The organism is Bifidobacterium sp. JNUCC 75 (assembly GCF_054819865.1).
In genome coordinates this window covers 100,221-115,958 of sequence record NZ_JBTHIF010000001.1, presented here as the reverse complement: position 1 = coordinate 115,958, position 15,738 = coordinate 100,221, and the positions used below count along the sequence as shown (strand labels likewise).

Annotated in this window: 15 protein-coding genes; 8 read left to right on the top strand and 7 right to left on the bottom strand. The window is 63.3% G+C overall.

What is annotated here, in order from left to right:
• Window positions 1-63 precede the first annotated feature (63 nt).
• Complete coding sequence (gene tet(W), locus ACVWNW_RS00510; protein WP_000691721.1) at window positions 64-1,983, top strand: tetracycline resistance ribosomal protection protein Tet(W); 1,920 nt, start codon at window positions 64-66, stop codon at window positions 1,981-1,983.
• Between the two features lie 200 nt (window positions 1,984-2,183).
• Complete coding sequence (locus tag ACVWNW_RS00505) at window positions 2,184-2,690, top strand: DUF4368 domain-containing protein (protein WP_431978847.1); 507 nt, start codon at window positions 2,184-2,186, stop codon at window positions 2,688-2,690.
• A gap of 53 nt (window positions 2,691-2,743) precedes the next feature.
• On the opposite strand, the gene ACVWNW_RS00500 is transcribed toward ACVWNW_RS00505, so the two are convergent.
• The 6 genes from ACVWNW_RS00500 to ACVWNW_RS00475 form a co-directional block, all read right to left on the bottom strand.
• Window positions 2,744-3,979, bottom strand: coding sequence for a site-specific DNA-methyltransferase (locus ACVWNW_RS00500; protein WP_197702168.1), 1,236 nt, complete (start codon window positions 3,977-3,979; stop codon window positions 2,744-2,746).
• Window positions 3,980-3,990: 11 nt separating this feature from the next.
• On the bottom strand, window positions 3,991-4,785 hold the full coding sequence (locus tag ACVWNW_RS00495; RefSeq protein WP_033499420.1) for a hypothetical protein: 795 nt from the start codon (window positions 4,783-4,785) through the stop codon (window positions 3,991-3,993).
• Complete coding sequence (locus ACVWNW_RS00490) at window positions 4,769-5,551, bottom strand: DUF4391 domain-containing protein (RefSeq protein WP_033499419.1); 783 nt, start codon at window positions 5,549-5,551, stop codon at window positions 4,769-4,771. Before ACVWNW_RS00490 ends, ACVWNW_RS00495 begins: the two co-directional genes overlap by 17 nt.
• The gene (locus ACVWNW_RS00485) at window positions 5,548-8,793 is read right to left on the bottom strand and encodes a helicase-related protein (RefSeq protein WP_033499418.1); all 3,246 of its coding nucleotides are present in this window, start codon (window positions 8,791-8,793) and stop codon (window positions 5,548-5,550) included. The genes ACVWNW_RS00490 and ACVWNW_RS00485 overlap by 4 nt, the downstream gene beginning before the upstream one ends.
• 4 nt (window positions 8,794-8,797) lie before the next feature.
• Entirely contained in the window at window positions 8,798-9,010 is a 213-nt protein-coding gene (locus tag ACVWNW_RS00480; protein ID WP_227561562.1) for a YlcI/YnfO family protein, read from the bottom strand.
• Between the two features lie 168 nt (window positions 9,011-9,178).
• Entirely contained in the window at window positions 9,179-9,454 is a 276-nt protein-coding gene (locus ACVWNW_RS00475) for a hypothetical protein (protein WP_052118776.1), read from the bottom strand.
• 547 nt (window positions 9,455-10,001) lie between these two features.
• On the opposite strand from ACVWNW_RS00475, the gene ACVWNW_RS00470 reads away from it, so the two are divergent.
• The 6 genes from ACVWNW_RS00470 (at window position 10,002) to ACVWNW_RS00445 (ending at window position 14,753) form a co-directional block, all read left to right on the top strand.
• Window positions 10,002-10,373 (top strand): YraN family protein, encoded by a 372-nt coding sequence (locus tag ACVWNW_RS00470; RefSeq protein WP_096227021.1) that lies wholly within the window; start codon window positions 10,002-10,004, stop codon window positions 10,371-10,373.
• Between the two features lie 205 nt (window positions 10,374-10,578).
• The gene (locus tag ACVWNW_RS00465; protein WP_033499416.1) at window positions 10,579-11,343 is read left to right on the top strand and encodes a ParA family protein; all 765 of its coding nucleotides are present in this window, start codon (window positions 10,579-10,581) and stop codon (window positions 11,341-11,343) included.
• Window positions 11,330-12,286, top strand: a complete 957-nt coding sequence (locus ACVWNW_RS00460) for a ParB/RepB/Spo0J family partition protein (RefSeq protein WP_096227022.1) — start codon at window positions 11,330-11,332, stop codon at window positions 12,284-12,286. Before ACVWNW_RS00465 ends, ACVWNW_RS00460 begins: the two co-directional genes overlap by 14 nt.
• A 210-nt stretch (window positions 12,287-12,496) precedes the next feature.
• On the top strand, window positions 12,497-12,943 hold the full coding sequence (locus ACVWNW_RS00455) for a CopG family transcriptional regulator (protein WP_015540324.1): 447 nt from the start codon (window positions 12,497-12,499) through the stop codon (window positions 12,941-12,943).
• Entirely contained in the window at window positions 12,931-14,202 is a 1,272-nt protein-coding gene (locus ACVWNW_RS00450) for a relaxase/mobilization nuclease domain-containing protein (protein ID WP_096227023.1), read from the top strand. Before ACVWNW_RS00455 ends, ACVWNW_RS00450 begins: the two co-directional genes overlap by 13 nt.
• Window positions 14,199-14,753 carry a hypothetical protein gene (locus ACVWNW_RS00445; RefSeq protein WP_073293304.1) on the top strand — a complete coding sequence of 185 codons (555 nt, stop codon included), beginning with the start codon at window positions 14,199-14,201 and terminating at the stop codon, window positions 14,751-14,753. Before ACVWNW_RS00450 ends, ACVWNW_RS00445 begins: the two co-directional genes overlap by 4 nt.
• A gap of 205 nt (window positions 14,754-14,958) precedes the next feature.
• Here ACVWNW_RS00445 and ACVWNW_RS00440 read toward each other — a convergent pair whose 3' ends face one another.
• Window positions 14,959-15,690 (bottom strand): class B sortase, encoded by a 732-nt coding sequence (locus tag ACVWNW_RS00440; RefSeq protein WP_071128194.1) that lies wholly within the window; start codon window positions 15,688-15,690, stop codon window positions 14,959-14,961.
• Between the last annotated feature and the right edge of the window lie 48 nt (window positions 15,691-15,738).

The following is a 15,738-nucleotide window of genomic DNA, read 5'->3' as shown; positions in this document are numbered from 1 at the left end:
GTAAAAGTATTTTACTGCTGGGGATTTTTATGCCCTTCGGGGCAGTAAAGGGAGGACAATCACATGAAAATAATCAATATTGGAATTCTTGCCCATGTAGACGCTGGAAAGACGACCTTGACGGAGAGCCTGCTATATGCCAGCGGAGCCATTTCAGAACCGGGGAGCGTCGAAAAAGGGACAACGAGGACGGACACCATGTTTTTGGAGCGGCAGCGTGGGATTACCATTCAAGCGGCAGTCACTTCCTTCCAGTGGCACAGATGTAAAGTCAACATTGTGGATACGCCCGGCCACATGGATTTTTTGGCGGAGGTGTACCGCTCTTTGGCTGTTTTAGATGGGGCCATCTTGGTGATCTCCGCTAAAGATGGCGTGCAGGCCCAGACCCGTATTCTGTTCCATGCCCTGCGGAAAATGAACATTCCCACCGTTATCTTTATCAACAAGATCGACCAGGCTGGCGTTGATTTGCAGAGCGTGGTTCAGTCTGTTCGGGATAAGCTCTCCGCCGATATTATCATCAAGCAGACGGTGTCGCTGTCCCCGGAAATAGTCCTGGAGGAAAATACCGACATAGAAGCATGGGATGCGGTCATCGAAAATAACGATAAATTATTGGAAAAGTATATCGCAGGAGAACCAATCAGCCGGGAAAAACTTGTGCGGGAGGAACAGCGGCGGGTTCAAGACGCCTCCCTGTTCCCGGTCTATTATGGCAGCGCCAAAAAGGGCCTTGGCATTCAACCGTTGATGGATGCGGTGACAGGGCTGTTCCAACCGATTGGGGAACAGGGGAGCGCCGCCCTATGCGGCAGCGTTTTCAAGGTGGAGTATACAGATTGCGGCCAGCGGCGTGTCTATCTACGGCTATACAGCGGAACGCTGCGCCTGCGGGATACGGTGGCCCTGGCCGGGAGAGAAAAGCTGAAAATCACAGAGATGCGTATTCCATCCAAAGGGGAAATTGTTCGGACAGACACCGCTTATCCGGGTGAAATTGTTATCCTTCCCAGCGACAGCGTGAGGTTAAACGATGTATTAGGGGACCCAACCCGGCTCCCTCGTAAAAGGTGGCGTGAGGACCCCCTCCCCATGCTGCGGACGTCGATTGCGCCGAAAACGGCAGCGCAAAGAGAACGGCTGCTGGACGCTCTTACGCAACTTGCGGATACTGACCCGCTTTTGCGCTGCGAGGTGGATTCCATCACCCATGAGATCATTCTTTCTTTTTTGGGCCGGGTGCAGTTGGAGGTTGTTTCCGCTTTGCTGTCGGAAAAATACAAGCTTGAAACAGTGGTAAAGGAACCCACCGTCATTTATATGGAGCGGCCGCTCAAAGCAGCCAGCCACACCATCCATATCGAGGTGCCGCCCAACCCGTTTTGGGCATCCATCGGACTGTCTGTTACACCACTCCCGCTTGGCTCCGGTGTACAATACGAGAGCCGGGTTTCGCTGGGATACTTGAACCAGAGTTTTCAAAACGCTGTCAGGGATGGTATCCGTTACGGGCTGGAGCAGGGCTTGTTCGGCTGGAACGTAACGGACTGTAAGATTTGCTTTGAATACGGGCTTTATTACAGTCCGGTCAGCACGCCGGCGGACTTCCGCTCATTGGCCCCGATTGTATTGGAACAGGCATTGAAGGAATCAGGGACGCAACTGCTGGAACCTTATCTCTCCTTCACCCTCTATGCGCCCCGGGAATATCTTTCCAGGGCTTATCATGATGCACCGAAATACTGTGCCACCATCGAAACGGTCCAGGTAAAAAAGGATGAAGTTGTCTTTACTGGCGAGATTCCCGCCCGCTGTATACAGGCATACCGTACTGATCTGGCCTTTTACACCAACGGGCAGAGCGTATGCCTTACAGAACTGAAAGGGTATCAGGCCGCTGTCGGCAAGCCAGTCATCCAGCCCCGCCGTCCAAACAGCCGCCTGGACAAGGTGCGCTATATGTTTCAGAAGATAATGTAACGTCTTGCGCAATGCAAGCGTTCATTGCTGGCTATTGCGAAATATCATTGATAAAATCAGTATCAGAGAGGAGAAACTATTTTGAACCAGGAACAGACGAATAGAACCGCAAGCAGGACTGTTATATCTGCGGCAGCTACAAGAAGCGTACCCGTGACTGTACGGCACACTTTATCCGCACCGACCTTTTGACGGCGGGCGTGCTTTCCAATCTCCGGCAAGTGACGGAATACGCCGCCAGGCATGAGAGCCGCTTTGTAAAGCTGCTCATCCAGCAGAACGAAATCGGCGGCAAGAGAAAGACCGCCGCAGCCACGAAGCAGCTTGAACAGGCCCAGACACGCATTGCCGAAGTGAACCGCATTATCAAGCGGCTGTATGAGGACAATGTAAGCGGCAAAATCAGCGACGAGCGTTTCATGGAGCTGTCGGCGGACTATGAGCAGGAGCAGCGGGAACTGAAAGACCGGGCTGCCGCTTTGCAGGAGGAACTTTCCAAGTCGCAGGCCGCCACCGTCAACGCCGAGAAATTCATGGGGATTGTGAGAAAGCACCTTGCTTTTGAAGAATTGACCCCCACCCTCTTGCGGGAAATGATTGAGAAAATCGTCGTGCATGAGTGCAGCTATGACGAGAACGGCACCCGCAGGCAGGACATTGAGATTTATTACAGCTTTGTCGGCAAGATAGACTTGCCGGAAGCCTAACGCCTGACCTATCCGACACAGCCCTAAGTGCCGGATAGGAACGGCAAAATTTTTTACACTTCTATTACTTCTTTATCGCACATTAGCAGATTCGCAAGGGTTATCAGGCGCTGAAGTAGTTTCGTCGGTTTCGGTCCATCGAAATAGCCCTTTCCGTCAAATAGAGATACGAGCTCCTTGGCGCCTTCCTGGCTGTGACCCACTTCTTTGTAAAACATGATTGAAGTTGGAGCCATTCCATCATATTTGAGCTCTGTTAGGAAACGCTTGATGCAAGGGACGCTGTCGCCGTTTGGGCCAAACCAAATGCGGTTATCCTGGAGTCTCTCGCGAAACGCGTTTCGCGAGAGCCTCCAGCAGCGTCCTGCTGGAGGCTCTACAACACGCCCCGAGGGCGTTGTGATTGGATAGTCGGAATCTGGGCTGTAAGTCTTTACACTGAGGTCGCTTGGCTTCCAAACGCCTCGAGGGTCGTTGTCTGGATTCTTGTAGCGGGCGTTTGCCTCGTCTGTTCTCGGCAGGCGTCCAATCACAAAGCGCTCAATGGATTTGGCGTATACGAGAACATAATCATGGCTATTTGAAACGTATTTGGCGTCATTCTTGGGCGAGTAAGCTCGTTCCCAGATTAGCTGAGAAACGAAATTTGCCTCTCCGAACACCTCGTCACAGAGGATGCGCAAATTGCGGTCTTCGTTATCGTCAATCGAAATGAAAATGACGCCATCGTCGGTTAGGAGCTCTCGAGCCAGTCTCAACCTAGGGTACATCATCGAGCACCAGTCGCTATGGTAGCGGCCACTTGTGTCGGCGTTGGACTGGCCGGCGAGTCCCGCCTGCTCCTTATAGTTATCGACAGAGTTGCCGAAATTGTCCTTGTAGACAAAGTCGTGACCCGTGTTGTAGGGTGGGTCGATGTAGATCATCTTGACCTTGCCGTGGTAGCCGCGCTGTAGGAGCTTCAGCACCTCGAGATTGTCGCCTTCGATATAAATGTTGTCCGAGTCGAAGGACCCATCCTCTCCATCGCGGCTGCGGCTTTTCTCGATACGGGGACGCAAAGTAGCAGTGCTGGACATCTGCGACTGGCGGATGGCATCGGCCTTGCCGGGCCACGTGAACGCATAGCGCTCCAGGCCCTCGTCTACCTCGTCGCCAAGCTCCAGCCGCAGTTTGTCGAAGTCGATTCCGCTCTCGGAGAACACTTCGGGCATCAGCTCCTTGAGCTTATTCAGGCGGTCGTCAATAAGACTCTCCGATTCAAGAGTCATCTTTTCTATCTCGCCCATGAGGTCTCCTCCTAGGAAAGTTGAGATTTGATTAGTTGAACTATGTAGGGCATGGCGGCAATAAAAACGTCGGTGCCCTTGCCGGCAAGCCAGCTCAGGAGTTTGTCAAGCTTGCTGCCCCGTTTGCTTTTATCTTTTGTGTTGAGATCGCCCATCATCCCTTTGAGCAGCGTCTTCTCGTCATCGGAAAGCGTTGTCTCTGGCAATTTGTCAATCTGTTCAAAGGTTGCCTCTAACGTGACCTGTACGTTGCTCGTGGCGGATGCCGTGAGGCTGACGCTAGCGCCCTGCGCTTCGGCGATTTTCAGCTTACGGAGCTCCTCATCACGGAAATGCTTCAGTTTGTCGATACGTAGTTGCGTCTGTTCATCGTTGAAATCATTGCGATTGGAAGACCCATAGGAATAGGAGGCTAGTCCGTCCGTGTAGGAGTCGTAGCCCCTCGCGTTTGCGTAGACGTAGTCGATTGAGTCGTATACGGCTTTGAGCTCGTCGTCTTTCACGCCCTCTTCAAGAGCTTGCTCCAGTCTCCTGATATGCTGCGTTATAGTTGCGCAGAATGCGGCACCGAACGCTTTGTCGTCTGAGTCTTCCCGCTTTAGGCGCAGCTTCTGGAGAATCATCCCTAGGTCGCTTTTCGAGTAGCGAAATGAGCTTGAGGAATTGATATATTTTAAAGCCTCGGGGTTAGTGTAGTCGAGGTCGAAGACCTGCATGATTTCACGGCAGAGCGCATCAACATCCTCATCTGCAGCATCACTCAAAAGGCGCGCCGCTCGCAAAATATACTCATCTAGAACGGCCATTGCAGATCTCCTTTATCTCATCGGCGACCGCCCTCAGGCGTCGCTCCTCTTCCTTCATTTCCATCCTCAGCTTCGCGGACTCGTTGAGCGTTATGTCCTTCGACCGCCGCTGCTCCTTCAGCCGCTTGACGGAGGCTCCCATCTCATCGTAGCGCGACGTGAGGGCGATCAGCTTTTCCCGGTCTCGAGCGGGGCATACGGGGTAGAACCCCAGGCCGCCAATCGCGCGGGACAGCGCTACGGTGCGCGACAGGTCGACCAGGTACTCCCAGAGGTCGCCCTGCGAGAGCCGCCCGAATGCCAGCGCGCCTAGGAAGTCCGCGTATTCTGAACGGCCAGGATCGAACGCGCCCGTCGACTCGACTCGGTCGACGACCGTCGCGCCCTGCTCGGCCTGGCTCCTCCGCGTGAGGGCGACCGATATGCACGCGCAGCCGCCCGCCTCGACCAGGAGCACCGTCGGGTTCGGGAAGCACTTGTGCACGAGCTCCGCCACCTCGGCCACCGCCATGGTCCCGGCTGTCATCTCGCAACGGAGGAAGACGACGCTCTGCACGTTGCGCTCGTCGTCCTCGTACGGCGGGATGCGCGTCGTGGACTTCTGGACCGTGGCGAAGTGCTCGAGGCGCGCGACCTTGTCGAGCCTCTTCTGCTCGGTCTTGGTGAGCATGGCCTGCTTGACGAGCACCGTCTTGGGAATGCGGCGGCATCCCGCGAGCGCCGCTTCGGGCAGGCGCAGGATTCCGTTCCAGTCGATGCCGCTCATCGCAGCACCGCGAAACATACCAACGAGTAGTCGTTGAAGCCCATGACGGTGCCGCTGCCGACCTCTCCCAGGCTGAACAGGCTCTCGATGCCTTTGTCCTGCTGCGTTCCGGTGATGGCCGCAACGACATCGTCAAGCAGGTCGGTGTAGGCGTCCATCCTCGTCCCGTCGCGGGTCTCGCGGTTGAACTCGCGGCACAGCTTAGCGATGGGCTCGGGATGCCCAGAGCAGACGGCGCGCATGATGTCGAGCGCCGGCTTGGGCTGGGTGTGCTTCGTCATGACCTCGCCGTCGGCCGACACGTACACCACGTAGTACGGGAAGACAGGGTTCGTGTCCCTGGGATCGTTGCCCTCGTCGTTCTGCTTGAGGCAGAAGACCACGCCTGGCTTCACGTCGCTGCGAAGCTCGTCGGGGATGGGGGCCACGGCGTGCAGTCCCGCCGGCGAGTTCTCCAACGCGCCGGGATGCTCCTTGGCGTAGCGCTGGAGCTCCACGCGGAAGTCGTCGAAGGCGAAATCCGTGATCGAGATGCCGCCCGAGATGTCCTCGAGGTCGAGCACCTCGCTCTTGAGCTGCTGGAGCTGCCGGCGACGGTACTTGAGGTCGTTCATCTCTCCATTGCCCTTGGCCTCCAGCACGTTCTCCTCGCCGGTTGCCGACGCGTCGAGCAGCGCCATGCGCCCCTTCACGCGGCCCTCGAGCTGGATGTACTCGTCGAGCGCGATGTCCGGCCAGAAGTTGACCAGCTGGATCTGGGAGTTCTTCGATCCCAGGCGGTCGATGCGGCCGAAGCGCTGGATGATACGCACGGGGTTCCAGTGGATGTCGTAGTTCACCAGGCAGTCGCAGTCCTGCAGGTTCTGGCCCTCGGAGATGCAGTCCGTCGCGAAGACGACGTCGATCTCGCCGAGCTCCCGCTGGCTCTCCGGCAGCTCCTTTGAGACGGGAGAGAACCTCGCGAGGATGTTCTCGAAGGTGGTCCTGGGAAGCTTCAGCGAGTAGGTCCGGTTGGAGCTGCCCGCCACCTCGGCGCACTCGATTCCGAGCTCGCGCTTCAGCCAGGGCGCCAGCTGCTCGAAAAGGTACGCCGTCGTGTCGGCGAACGCGCTGAACACCAGCACCTTGCGGTTGCCGGGGTTGTACGGCTCGCTGACCTTGCCCGCGATGAAGTCGCGCAGCTTCACGAGCTTGGCGTCGCGCTCGGGCGTCACCGCGTCGGCATAGGTTAGCAGGGCCCGGAGCACCTGGATGTCGAAGTCGAGGTCCTGGCCCAGGCGCAGGGCGTCGACGTCTCGCAGGTCGACTCGCACCTTGCCGCCGGCCTCGAACTCCTCGGCATCGTCGTCGTCGAACCCGTCCTCGAGGCCCTCGGTGCCGTAGGCGACCCCCGACGCGTCGGCGTCGAGCCTCGCGCGCAGGTCGACGCAGCCGTCGAGGATTCGTCGCAGCGTGATGCGGAAGCTGTTCACGGAGGACTCCATGCGCTTGAGGACGTTGACGCGCATGAGGTTGGCCACCGCCGTCGTGCGGTGGACCTGGCTCTCGAAGTCCTTGCCCCACGTGTCCCCGTAGCGGTCCTCGTACTTGCGGCGCTGGTCGGCGCGCACGTAGGAGAGCACCTGGTACTGGGCGAACGTGAGCTGGGCGATCATGTCGTTGAGCACGGCAATCGGCGGCAGCTCGCCTTCTAGGTCAATGGGCGTCTGAAACGACAGGGGCGGCCGGCGCGCCGGGAAGGTACCGCTCGCGGCGCCGTAGTACTTCGTGATGTGCTTGCGGCTGCGCGCGATGGTCAGCACGTCGAGCAGCTTGAAGTAGTCGGCGTTCACCGCGTTCACGAAGCTCTCGGTCGTGCGCTCGGAGTCGGAGAGCTTGCTCCACTCGTTGAACCTCTGCTGGGCGACGCGCGTCACGTGGGTGATCGACGGGATGCCATCGGTATCGGCGAGGTACGCGTCGTCTCCCTCGGTGATGAGCTCGATCTGGTTTCGCAGGTCGAGCAGGCGGTTGTTCACCGGGGTGGCAGAGAGCATGAGCACCTTCGTGCGCTGGCCCGACTTGATGACGTCCTCGATGAGGCGCGTGTAGCGGTCGGTCTTGTCCGCGTCGGTGCTCTTGTTCCTGAAGTTGTGGCTCTCGTCGATGACGAGGAGGTCGAAGTGGCCCCAGCGCAGGTGCTCGAGGTCCACCTCGCCGCTCATGCCGTGGTAGCGCGACAGGTCGGTGTGGTTGAGCACCGTGTAGCTGAAGCGGTCGTCGGCCAGCGGGTTGCGGTCGTCGTTGTCCTGCGTCCACAGGGTCCAGTTGTCCCGCAGGCGCTTCGGGCACAGCACGAGGATGCGGTCGTTGCGCTCCTGGTAGTACTTCATGACGGCGAGCGCCTCGTAGGTCTTGCCCAGGCCCACCGAGTCGGCGATGATGCAGCCCTTGTACTTCTCCAGCTTGCGGATGGCGCCCACGACGGCGTCCTTCTGGAAGTCGTAGAGCTTGCTCCAGACCACGGACTCCTCGAACTTGAGGCCGGGGCGGATGCCGTTGTCCTCGTCGTCCTCCATGAAGTCGCGGAACAGGTGGTACAGGGTCAGGAAATAGATGAACTCGGGCGGGTTCTCGCGGTAGAGCGTCTCGACCTGGGCGGCCACCTGCGCGGTGACCTCCTCGACCATGGCAGGGTTGTCCCAGACCGACTCGAACATCATCTTGAGGCCGACGGCCTCGGTCGCGTTCTCGAAATGGCTCACGCAGGTCACGGTTCCCGGACGGCGCTCGTAGCCGAGGCCCTCCTGCGTGAAGTTCGCGGCGGCGCCCATGAAGGCGTGGTCGTCGCCGGATGGGTTCTCCACCACGTAGGTGCCGCCCGGCTGAATGGCGCCGGACGTCTTGGCGGACTTGAAGACGCCCTTCTCGCGGATCCACTCGGCGCATTCGCGGGCGAGCGCGCGTTGGTTTAGGTTGTTGCGCAGCGTGAGCTCGAGCCCCGAGCCGCCGACGCCGACCTCGCGCGCGCGGCGGGCTACCTCGAACTCGCGCGGCTCCTTCGAGTCGGCCATGCGCTTGATGAAGGTGGGCTCGCTGAACAGGAAGCGCACCTCGTCGACCTTGGAGAGCTCCTCTTTGAGCTCCCCGTAGGCGAACACGGTGAAATACGAGCTGATTATCGACAACTTCGCGCCGTCGTCGATGGATTCGCCGAGGGCGTCTCCCAGGCGCTCCGCGCCGACGTTGCTTAGCGACTTCACGCCTCTATGCCCCCTTTTTCGCGAGCTCTTCGATCATGCAGGTGCGCACGAAGGCGGAGAAGCTCATGCCCCGCAGGGCCGCCTCCTCCTTCGCCGCGTCGCGCAGGGTGTCGGGGATGCGCAGGGTCACGGAGACCTGGTCGCCGTCCACCAGGAAGCTTCTGATCTCGGTCTCGTCGGGATTGCTCTTGATGAGCTCCTTGTAGCTGTCGGGCATCTGCGCTCCCATCGCTCGAAATGCAATACAAATGCGTTTGCAGCATTATAACGCGACGGCACGCGGCGGCACTGGGAATGCGAGGACAGCCGATGTCCAGGCTTTATATGAGCGCGGACGGCGATGGACGCCCTGATCGGGCTTGGATGGCCGCTTTCGTTCGGGTCCTCATCTCTCGTTTTCGCGAGGTTTGGCGTTTGCCCATTCCTCGGCGTAGAGAACCTCGTTCTGAGCCTCCAAGATTCGCGCGGCGTCGCCGATGCGCTCGGCGCACCTCTCACTTATCGACTTCAGGGCCAGAATCCCCTCGACGTCGAGCGGGTCCAGCTGGTCGGCATGCGCCAGGGACTCGAGCAGCTGGTCCAGGCCCCTCGCCAGCCTCCCGGCATCGCACACGGCATCGATGAGCTCGATGCGCTCCAACTTCTCTTCGTGGCTCAACATCAGCTCGCCTCCTTCTCTCAACGGACGTGTCGCGCAGCACCGTAGCCGTTCCATGCGGAGAACCATCTCGCCGCCCGCGGTCCCGTGCGCATATCGGCCGCAAGCGGCACGGGAAAGCCGTCCGTCCCGACTCATGCCGCGGCGCCGCGACTCGGGAACCCGCCTCCGTCCCCGCCACGACGTCGTCGTCAATCCCCGCGGGAGCCCAGCAACCGCCGATGGGCCGCATCCCATGCCCGGAGGGTCTCGGCGCCCACGCCGGATTCCATGCCGCACGCCTGCGCCCCTTTGATCCGAATACCCGCCCCGGCGCTCCTTGGACGCGCAGGGTCGCACGCCGGCAGGCGGCCAGCAAGGGCCGCGACACTTTTTCGGGTTCTTCGCCCCATGCGCTCCGCGCGCGAACAACGCGAAAAACTGCCGTCGGGAGACTTCTATTTCCATGCCCGACTTCGCTTCCTCCCTTGCAGGCACGCCCGCGCTGCATGCGACTCACGCGGCGCAAGGCACGCCACAGGGGCGGGCCTCAGAGTCTAAGGAGCAAGACATGAACGACATGAAGGAAAAGGCGATGGGCGCGGTCAAGGCCTTCCTCGAGCGCAAGGGCTACGAGATCGTCGACGAGGCCTGGCAGGGACCCGAGGGCATCGGCGGGATCGACCTCGTGGCGGTGGACGAGGACGGGACCCTGGTCTTCGTCGACGCCACGGTCCGGATCGGGACGGACGGCTTCCCCGAGGCCCACAGGGCGCGCGGGCTGCGCGAGGCGCTGGCGGCGAGGTGGCTCGCCGGCAACGGCGACGACTACGCCGACACCCCGGTCCGCTTCGACGAGGTGGCGATGATGGTCGTCAAGGAGAACCGCGCACTCCTTCGCCACCACATCAACTGCTTCGGCGAGATGGAGCCGCTCTCCTAGGCGGCGCGCCCGGCCCCGGGCTCCCGGGGCCGGGCTTTCCCCCGAAACCGGCCCCTGTACCACGAAAACGTACATATACGTACGTTTTCGTGGTACACTCCGCTTGTCGGACAAATCCGTACGGTTTTGTCCCGACGCTCCGAGACTCGGGGCGCGCCGGACCGGATGCGGCGAGGCGCGCCCCACGCTAGAGAGGACGCGACCCATGCGCACGATAGCCATTTCCAACTACAAGGGCGGCGTCGGCAAGACGACGACCGCCGTCAACCTGGCGGCCATCTTCGCCGCCAGGGGCCTTCGGACCCTGCTCGTCGACCTCGACCCGCAGGCGTCTGCCACCGACTTCTTCGGCCTCTACGACCGCGCCGCCTCCGAGCGCCGCACCTCGGTCGAGCTGCTCTACGGCGGCGCGCCCGTGGAAGAGGTCGCTTACGCCGCCGGGGAGGGCCTCGACGTGGTGGCCTCGACCATCGACCTCGTCGACCAGAACGAGATGCTCCTGCGCGAGCAGCGCCTCAAGTTCGCCCTCGACGACGCCTCGGGCTCCTACGACGTCTGCCTCATCGACTGCAGCCCCGTGATGCGCAGGCTCGCCTTCAACGCCTACCTCGCCGCAACGGAGGGCGGCATGGTCGTCATCCCCGTGAAGCTCGACTCCACCGTGATGCGCGGCACGGCGCTCACCGTGGAGGCGACGCGCTCCATCGCGGACGCTCTGCGCATGCCCACGCCCAGATGGAAGATACTGCGCACCTGCGTGCCCGGCCGCATGACCAACGCCGAGGCCACGGGCGCGGCCGTGCTCGACGGGTTCTTCCCGGGCGAGCAGTTCGAGACGGTCATCCACGCGAGCAGCAAGGTCTGCGAGGGCAGCTGGCAATGGAAGCCGGTGGCGGCCTTCGAGCCGGGGAGCCGCCCCGCACGCGACTACGAAGCTCTCGCCGACGAGGTGTCCCGTGAGCTCGCCTAGCCAGGTGGCCGCGGGCTTCACCATCACGGGGCTTCTCGACGGCGCGTCGCGCACCCGCGGGCGCTACCCGGTGTCCGAGATAGCGGTGGCCGACATCGCCGACCACCCGGCGAACGCCGCCTACTCCATGGACCCAACGGGGATAGCCGAGCTCGCCGAGTCCATACGCGAGGACGGCCTCACCGACCTGCCGCTCGTGCGCAAGGTCGGCGACGGCTCGTGGCAGATGGTCTCCGGGCACCGGCGCAAGGCCGCCTACGCGCTGCTCGCCAAGGACGACCCCGCCTACGAGAAGATGCCCTGCCGCGTGATAGAGGGCATCGACGACGAGCGGGCGGTGACGCTGCTCCACGCCGCGAACTACTTCACCCGCGCGCTCACCGTGACCGAGCGCGCCGCAGCGACCGAGGCGCTCAGGGGCGACGCCGTGCGCCTGCGCTCCGAGGACCCGTCGCTTTCCGGCATGCGCGTCGACGACGTGAAGGCCGCCATCATCGAGCGGCAGACGGGCCGCAAGGTCTCCGGCAAGACCATCGCGCGCGAGGAGAGGCTTGCCCGCCGCATCGCCGAGGACCTCTCGCCCGAGTGGGCCGCCGAGGCCGACCGCGGCAACCTCAGCGCCGAGGCGGTGCGCACGCTCGCGGGCATGCCGAAGGAGCGCCAGGCGGAGATGCACGCCGCGATGGAGCCCTGGCGGCGCACCAAGCGCGAGCTCTCCGACTACGTGAGGAGCGAGGGCAAGACGCAGGCAGGCCCCGACGGCCGCATCGCGAAGGCCGCGAGGCTCGTCGCCGACTTCCTGGAGAGCCCGCCCGAGAGCCCGAGCCCGGCCGACCTCTCGCTGCTGCGGGAGATGGCGCTCATGACCGCGCCCTACACGGATGCGGGCACCGATGCCCGAAAGCGCCGCAGAAGGGCCTCAGGCCCGAAATCCAGCAAGTAGCCTATGGCGTCCGACATCGCGTCGGGCGTCCATAGCACTTGGGGACCGGGCGGCCTCGGACCCGTCATGCCGCGGGCCGTTCGGGAGCCCGCTTTCGCGAGGCCCGGTCCCAGAGGCGGCGCCCGAGCCGGGCCGCCGCCTGCGGGGGATCCCCCGCACCCCTAGAGAGACGCGCCCGCCGCGCGGCGGGCCCGAGGAAAGGAATCCGCCATGGAAGAGGAAGCCGGCGCCGCCAAAGGCAAGGAGCGCCGCGTCACGTTCCGCATGGAGGGAGGCGACTACGACGCGCTCTGCGAGCGGTGCGAGCGTGCCGGCCTCAGCAAGTCGGAGTACCTGCGCTACCTCGTTCGCATACCGCTGTCGACGGAGGCCAACGCGGGAGACGAGCACCGCATACTCGTGGACCGCAGAGCCCTGTGGGCGATGTCGCGAGAGCTCACGAAGTGGGGCTACCACTACAACCAGGCCGTGCACGCGATGAACCTCATCAACTTCCACGCCCGCCACGGGCACGTCGACCGCGACCTCGTCGCGGATAGCATCCCGACGATCGAGCGCGAGCTCGCCGACGTGAACGCCGCGGCCCGAGAGATGGCGGCGGAGCTCGGTCGCATCGGCGCCGACTCGCTCGTGGAGGGCTCGCCATGCCGATCCTGAAGCCGATAAGCGGCCACGGCTCGACGGGCGGCATCCGCCGCTACCTCGAGAAGGGAGGCCGCGCCCTGGCGCGCGACCTGTTCAACCTGAGCTACGACGAGCGCGACGCCGGCGCGCTGGGGGAAGACGCCAAGGAGGCCTGCGCCTGGGACGCCGAGATGGACGCCACGCGCGCCGCGTTCGGCACGGACGCACCCTGGAGGGGCAAGCCCGCGCGCACGTTCAAGCACTTCGTGCTCTCGCCGGACCCCGGCGACGACATCGACCTGGCGACGCTGCGCGAGCTCGCGTGCTCGTGGGCGCTCAGGCACTTCGACGACCACGAGATCGCCATCGTCTACCACGACGACAACGCCCGCGGCATACCGCACGCGCACATCGTCGTGAACAACGCCAACCTCCGCACCGGCTACCGCATGCAGACCCAGCACCCCGAGGACCTCAACCGAGACCTGCAGGACATGGCGCGCGAGCGCGGGCTGTCGGGGCTCTCCAACGACCGGGCGCCCGAATCTCCGTCGAAGGCGCGCGGGCGGGCAGGTGCGGGCGGGCCCAGGAGCCGCAGGAGCGTCTACCTGGGCCGGGCCGAGAAGGAGATCATGCGCTCGGGCGGCTACTCGTGGGTCGGCGACATCCGCGCCCGCGTCGCGCTCGCCAAGACCACGGCGCGCGACGAGGCGGAGTTCTTCGGCATCCTCGACGCCCTGGGCGTGCACGTCGCCGACAACTCGGCCAAGGCGCGGCGGGACGACTGGGTGTTCAGCCTGGCGGAGGAACCGTCCAAGAAGGTAACCGGCGAGCGCCTGGGGTTCGTCTACGGCAAGGAGATGCTGCGCCGGCGCTTCGAGCGCGAAGGCGCCTACCGCCCCACGGACGCGAGCGCCGCGCGGATCCGCGAGGCCGCCGAGCGAGCCCTCGAGCTCAACGACCTCTCGGAGCTGAGCAGGCTCTCCTCGGCGCTCGAGACGTGCGCGAAGTTCGACGTCGAGTCCATCGAGGAGTTCGGGCTCAGGATGGCGACGCTCGAGCGGCGCGGCCAGGCGGGCGGCGAGGGATACCGTCGCCTCGAGGCCGCCCGCGCCTACATGGCCGAGAACGGGCTCATGCCGCTCAAGACCCGCTACGGGGACGGTGAAGGGCGCGACGATGCCAGCGGCAATTCGCGCCAGTGCCACCGAGCGGACGAGCAACAGCGCATCCTCGCCGCCGAGCGGCAGCGGGCCCAGCAGGACCAGCGCAGGGAGAGGGGCCGGAGATGATGGTGAGGATAGAGTACGAGGGCGGCAGGACGACGCTGTTCGACACGCTCTCGTTCACGGAGGGGTCGCCGTTCTCCGGCGCGAACATGCTCACGGAGTTCGAGCTCGAGATGCGGGAGGAGCCCGAGAAGGGGCTCTGGCTCACGGCGAACTGGCACCAGGTGCGCGACGACTGGCGCGCCGACGCGCCCGCGGACGGGATACCGGCCGCGCGCAGGTCCCGTGGCTGGCGCTTCATGCTGGCCTCGGAGGCCGAGCTGGGGCGAGCCCGCCGCGTCCTGCTCGACGGCGACGAGGCGTTCGCCCGGGTGCGGGGCTTCCTGTGCGACGCGGCCGCGATCGGCGCCTGCTACCGCGAGCACGTGGGCCCTCCCTCAAAACCGCTGAAATCGCAGATAAGGGACCTGCAGCGCGCTCTGGGGAGGGCAGAGGTCCCGGGCGTGCCCGACGAGCTGGCGAGGCTGCTCGCGCAAGAGAAGGAGGAGGGCGCCGACGAGGGCGCCCGCAAGGTCAAGGAAGATTGGGGTGACGTCGATGAAGAGGCTTGGTAGGTTCCTCATGGCGGCGCTTAAGGTCACGCTGGGCTTTTTCGTCTGGCTGTTCCGTGCCGTGTTCAAGTGGGTGATGTGAGAAGAGGCGGGCAATTGCCCGCCTCTTTCCGTTGTGCGATTTCGATTTCCCACGGCTAGTCCCGGTCGTCGTCGCCGGCTGCGCAGCAGGCGTAGGCCGTGAGCGTGAGGAGCCCCATGAGGAGCCCTATTCCGAAGGGCGCGAATCCCATCCTTCCACCTCCTTCGCGTAGACGACGGTGCGCGAGTTGCTCGTCTGGTAGCTGCACGTCACGAAGGCCCAGGCCTGCGCGATGTCCGCCGGCTCTTCCAGGACGACCTCGCACCGGGACAATTTGTCCCCGAGGTAGGCGGCGAGCTCCGCCGCGTCGGCGAAGTCGGTCCGCTTGCCCTCCGAGCTCGCGTCGACCACGTCGGCCGCGAAGACCTTGAGCTCGATCGCCTTCTCGCGGGTGTAGATCCGGATGGTGCGGTGCCCCTCGGCGAAGTCGCGCGACGAGTACTGCGCGAGCGGCGCGAACATGGTGCCGTCGGACATGTGGTGCCCGTAGACGATGACGAGCGGGCTCTCGGCACCCTGCGCGCACCCGGCATCTATGTAGGGAGCGCCCCACGCGGATCTTTCGCCGCCGGCGTCGTGCGTGAGGTAGAAGTCGGGCGATTCGGGCCGGCCCTGGACGATCGGGTAGTCGACGGTCGTGCCCGGCACGCGCACCCAAGCGACGACGGAGGCGGGAAGGGCGTCCCAGTCGATGCCGCCTCCCGTCTCTTGAGCCTCCATTGTCGCGTCCTCTTCCGCAGTAGGCACCTCGTGCACCTCGTAAGGGTTCCTCTCGGACAGCGGCAGGACGGCGAGCGCCCCCATCGCCAGCAACGCCACGGCAATGGCGAGCGCCGTGGCGGCTTTCCCTTTGTTCATGTCCTCCCCCGTTCGCAGGGGAGGCCCCGGGCGAGCGCCCAGGGCCTC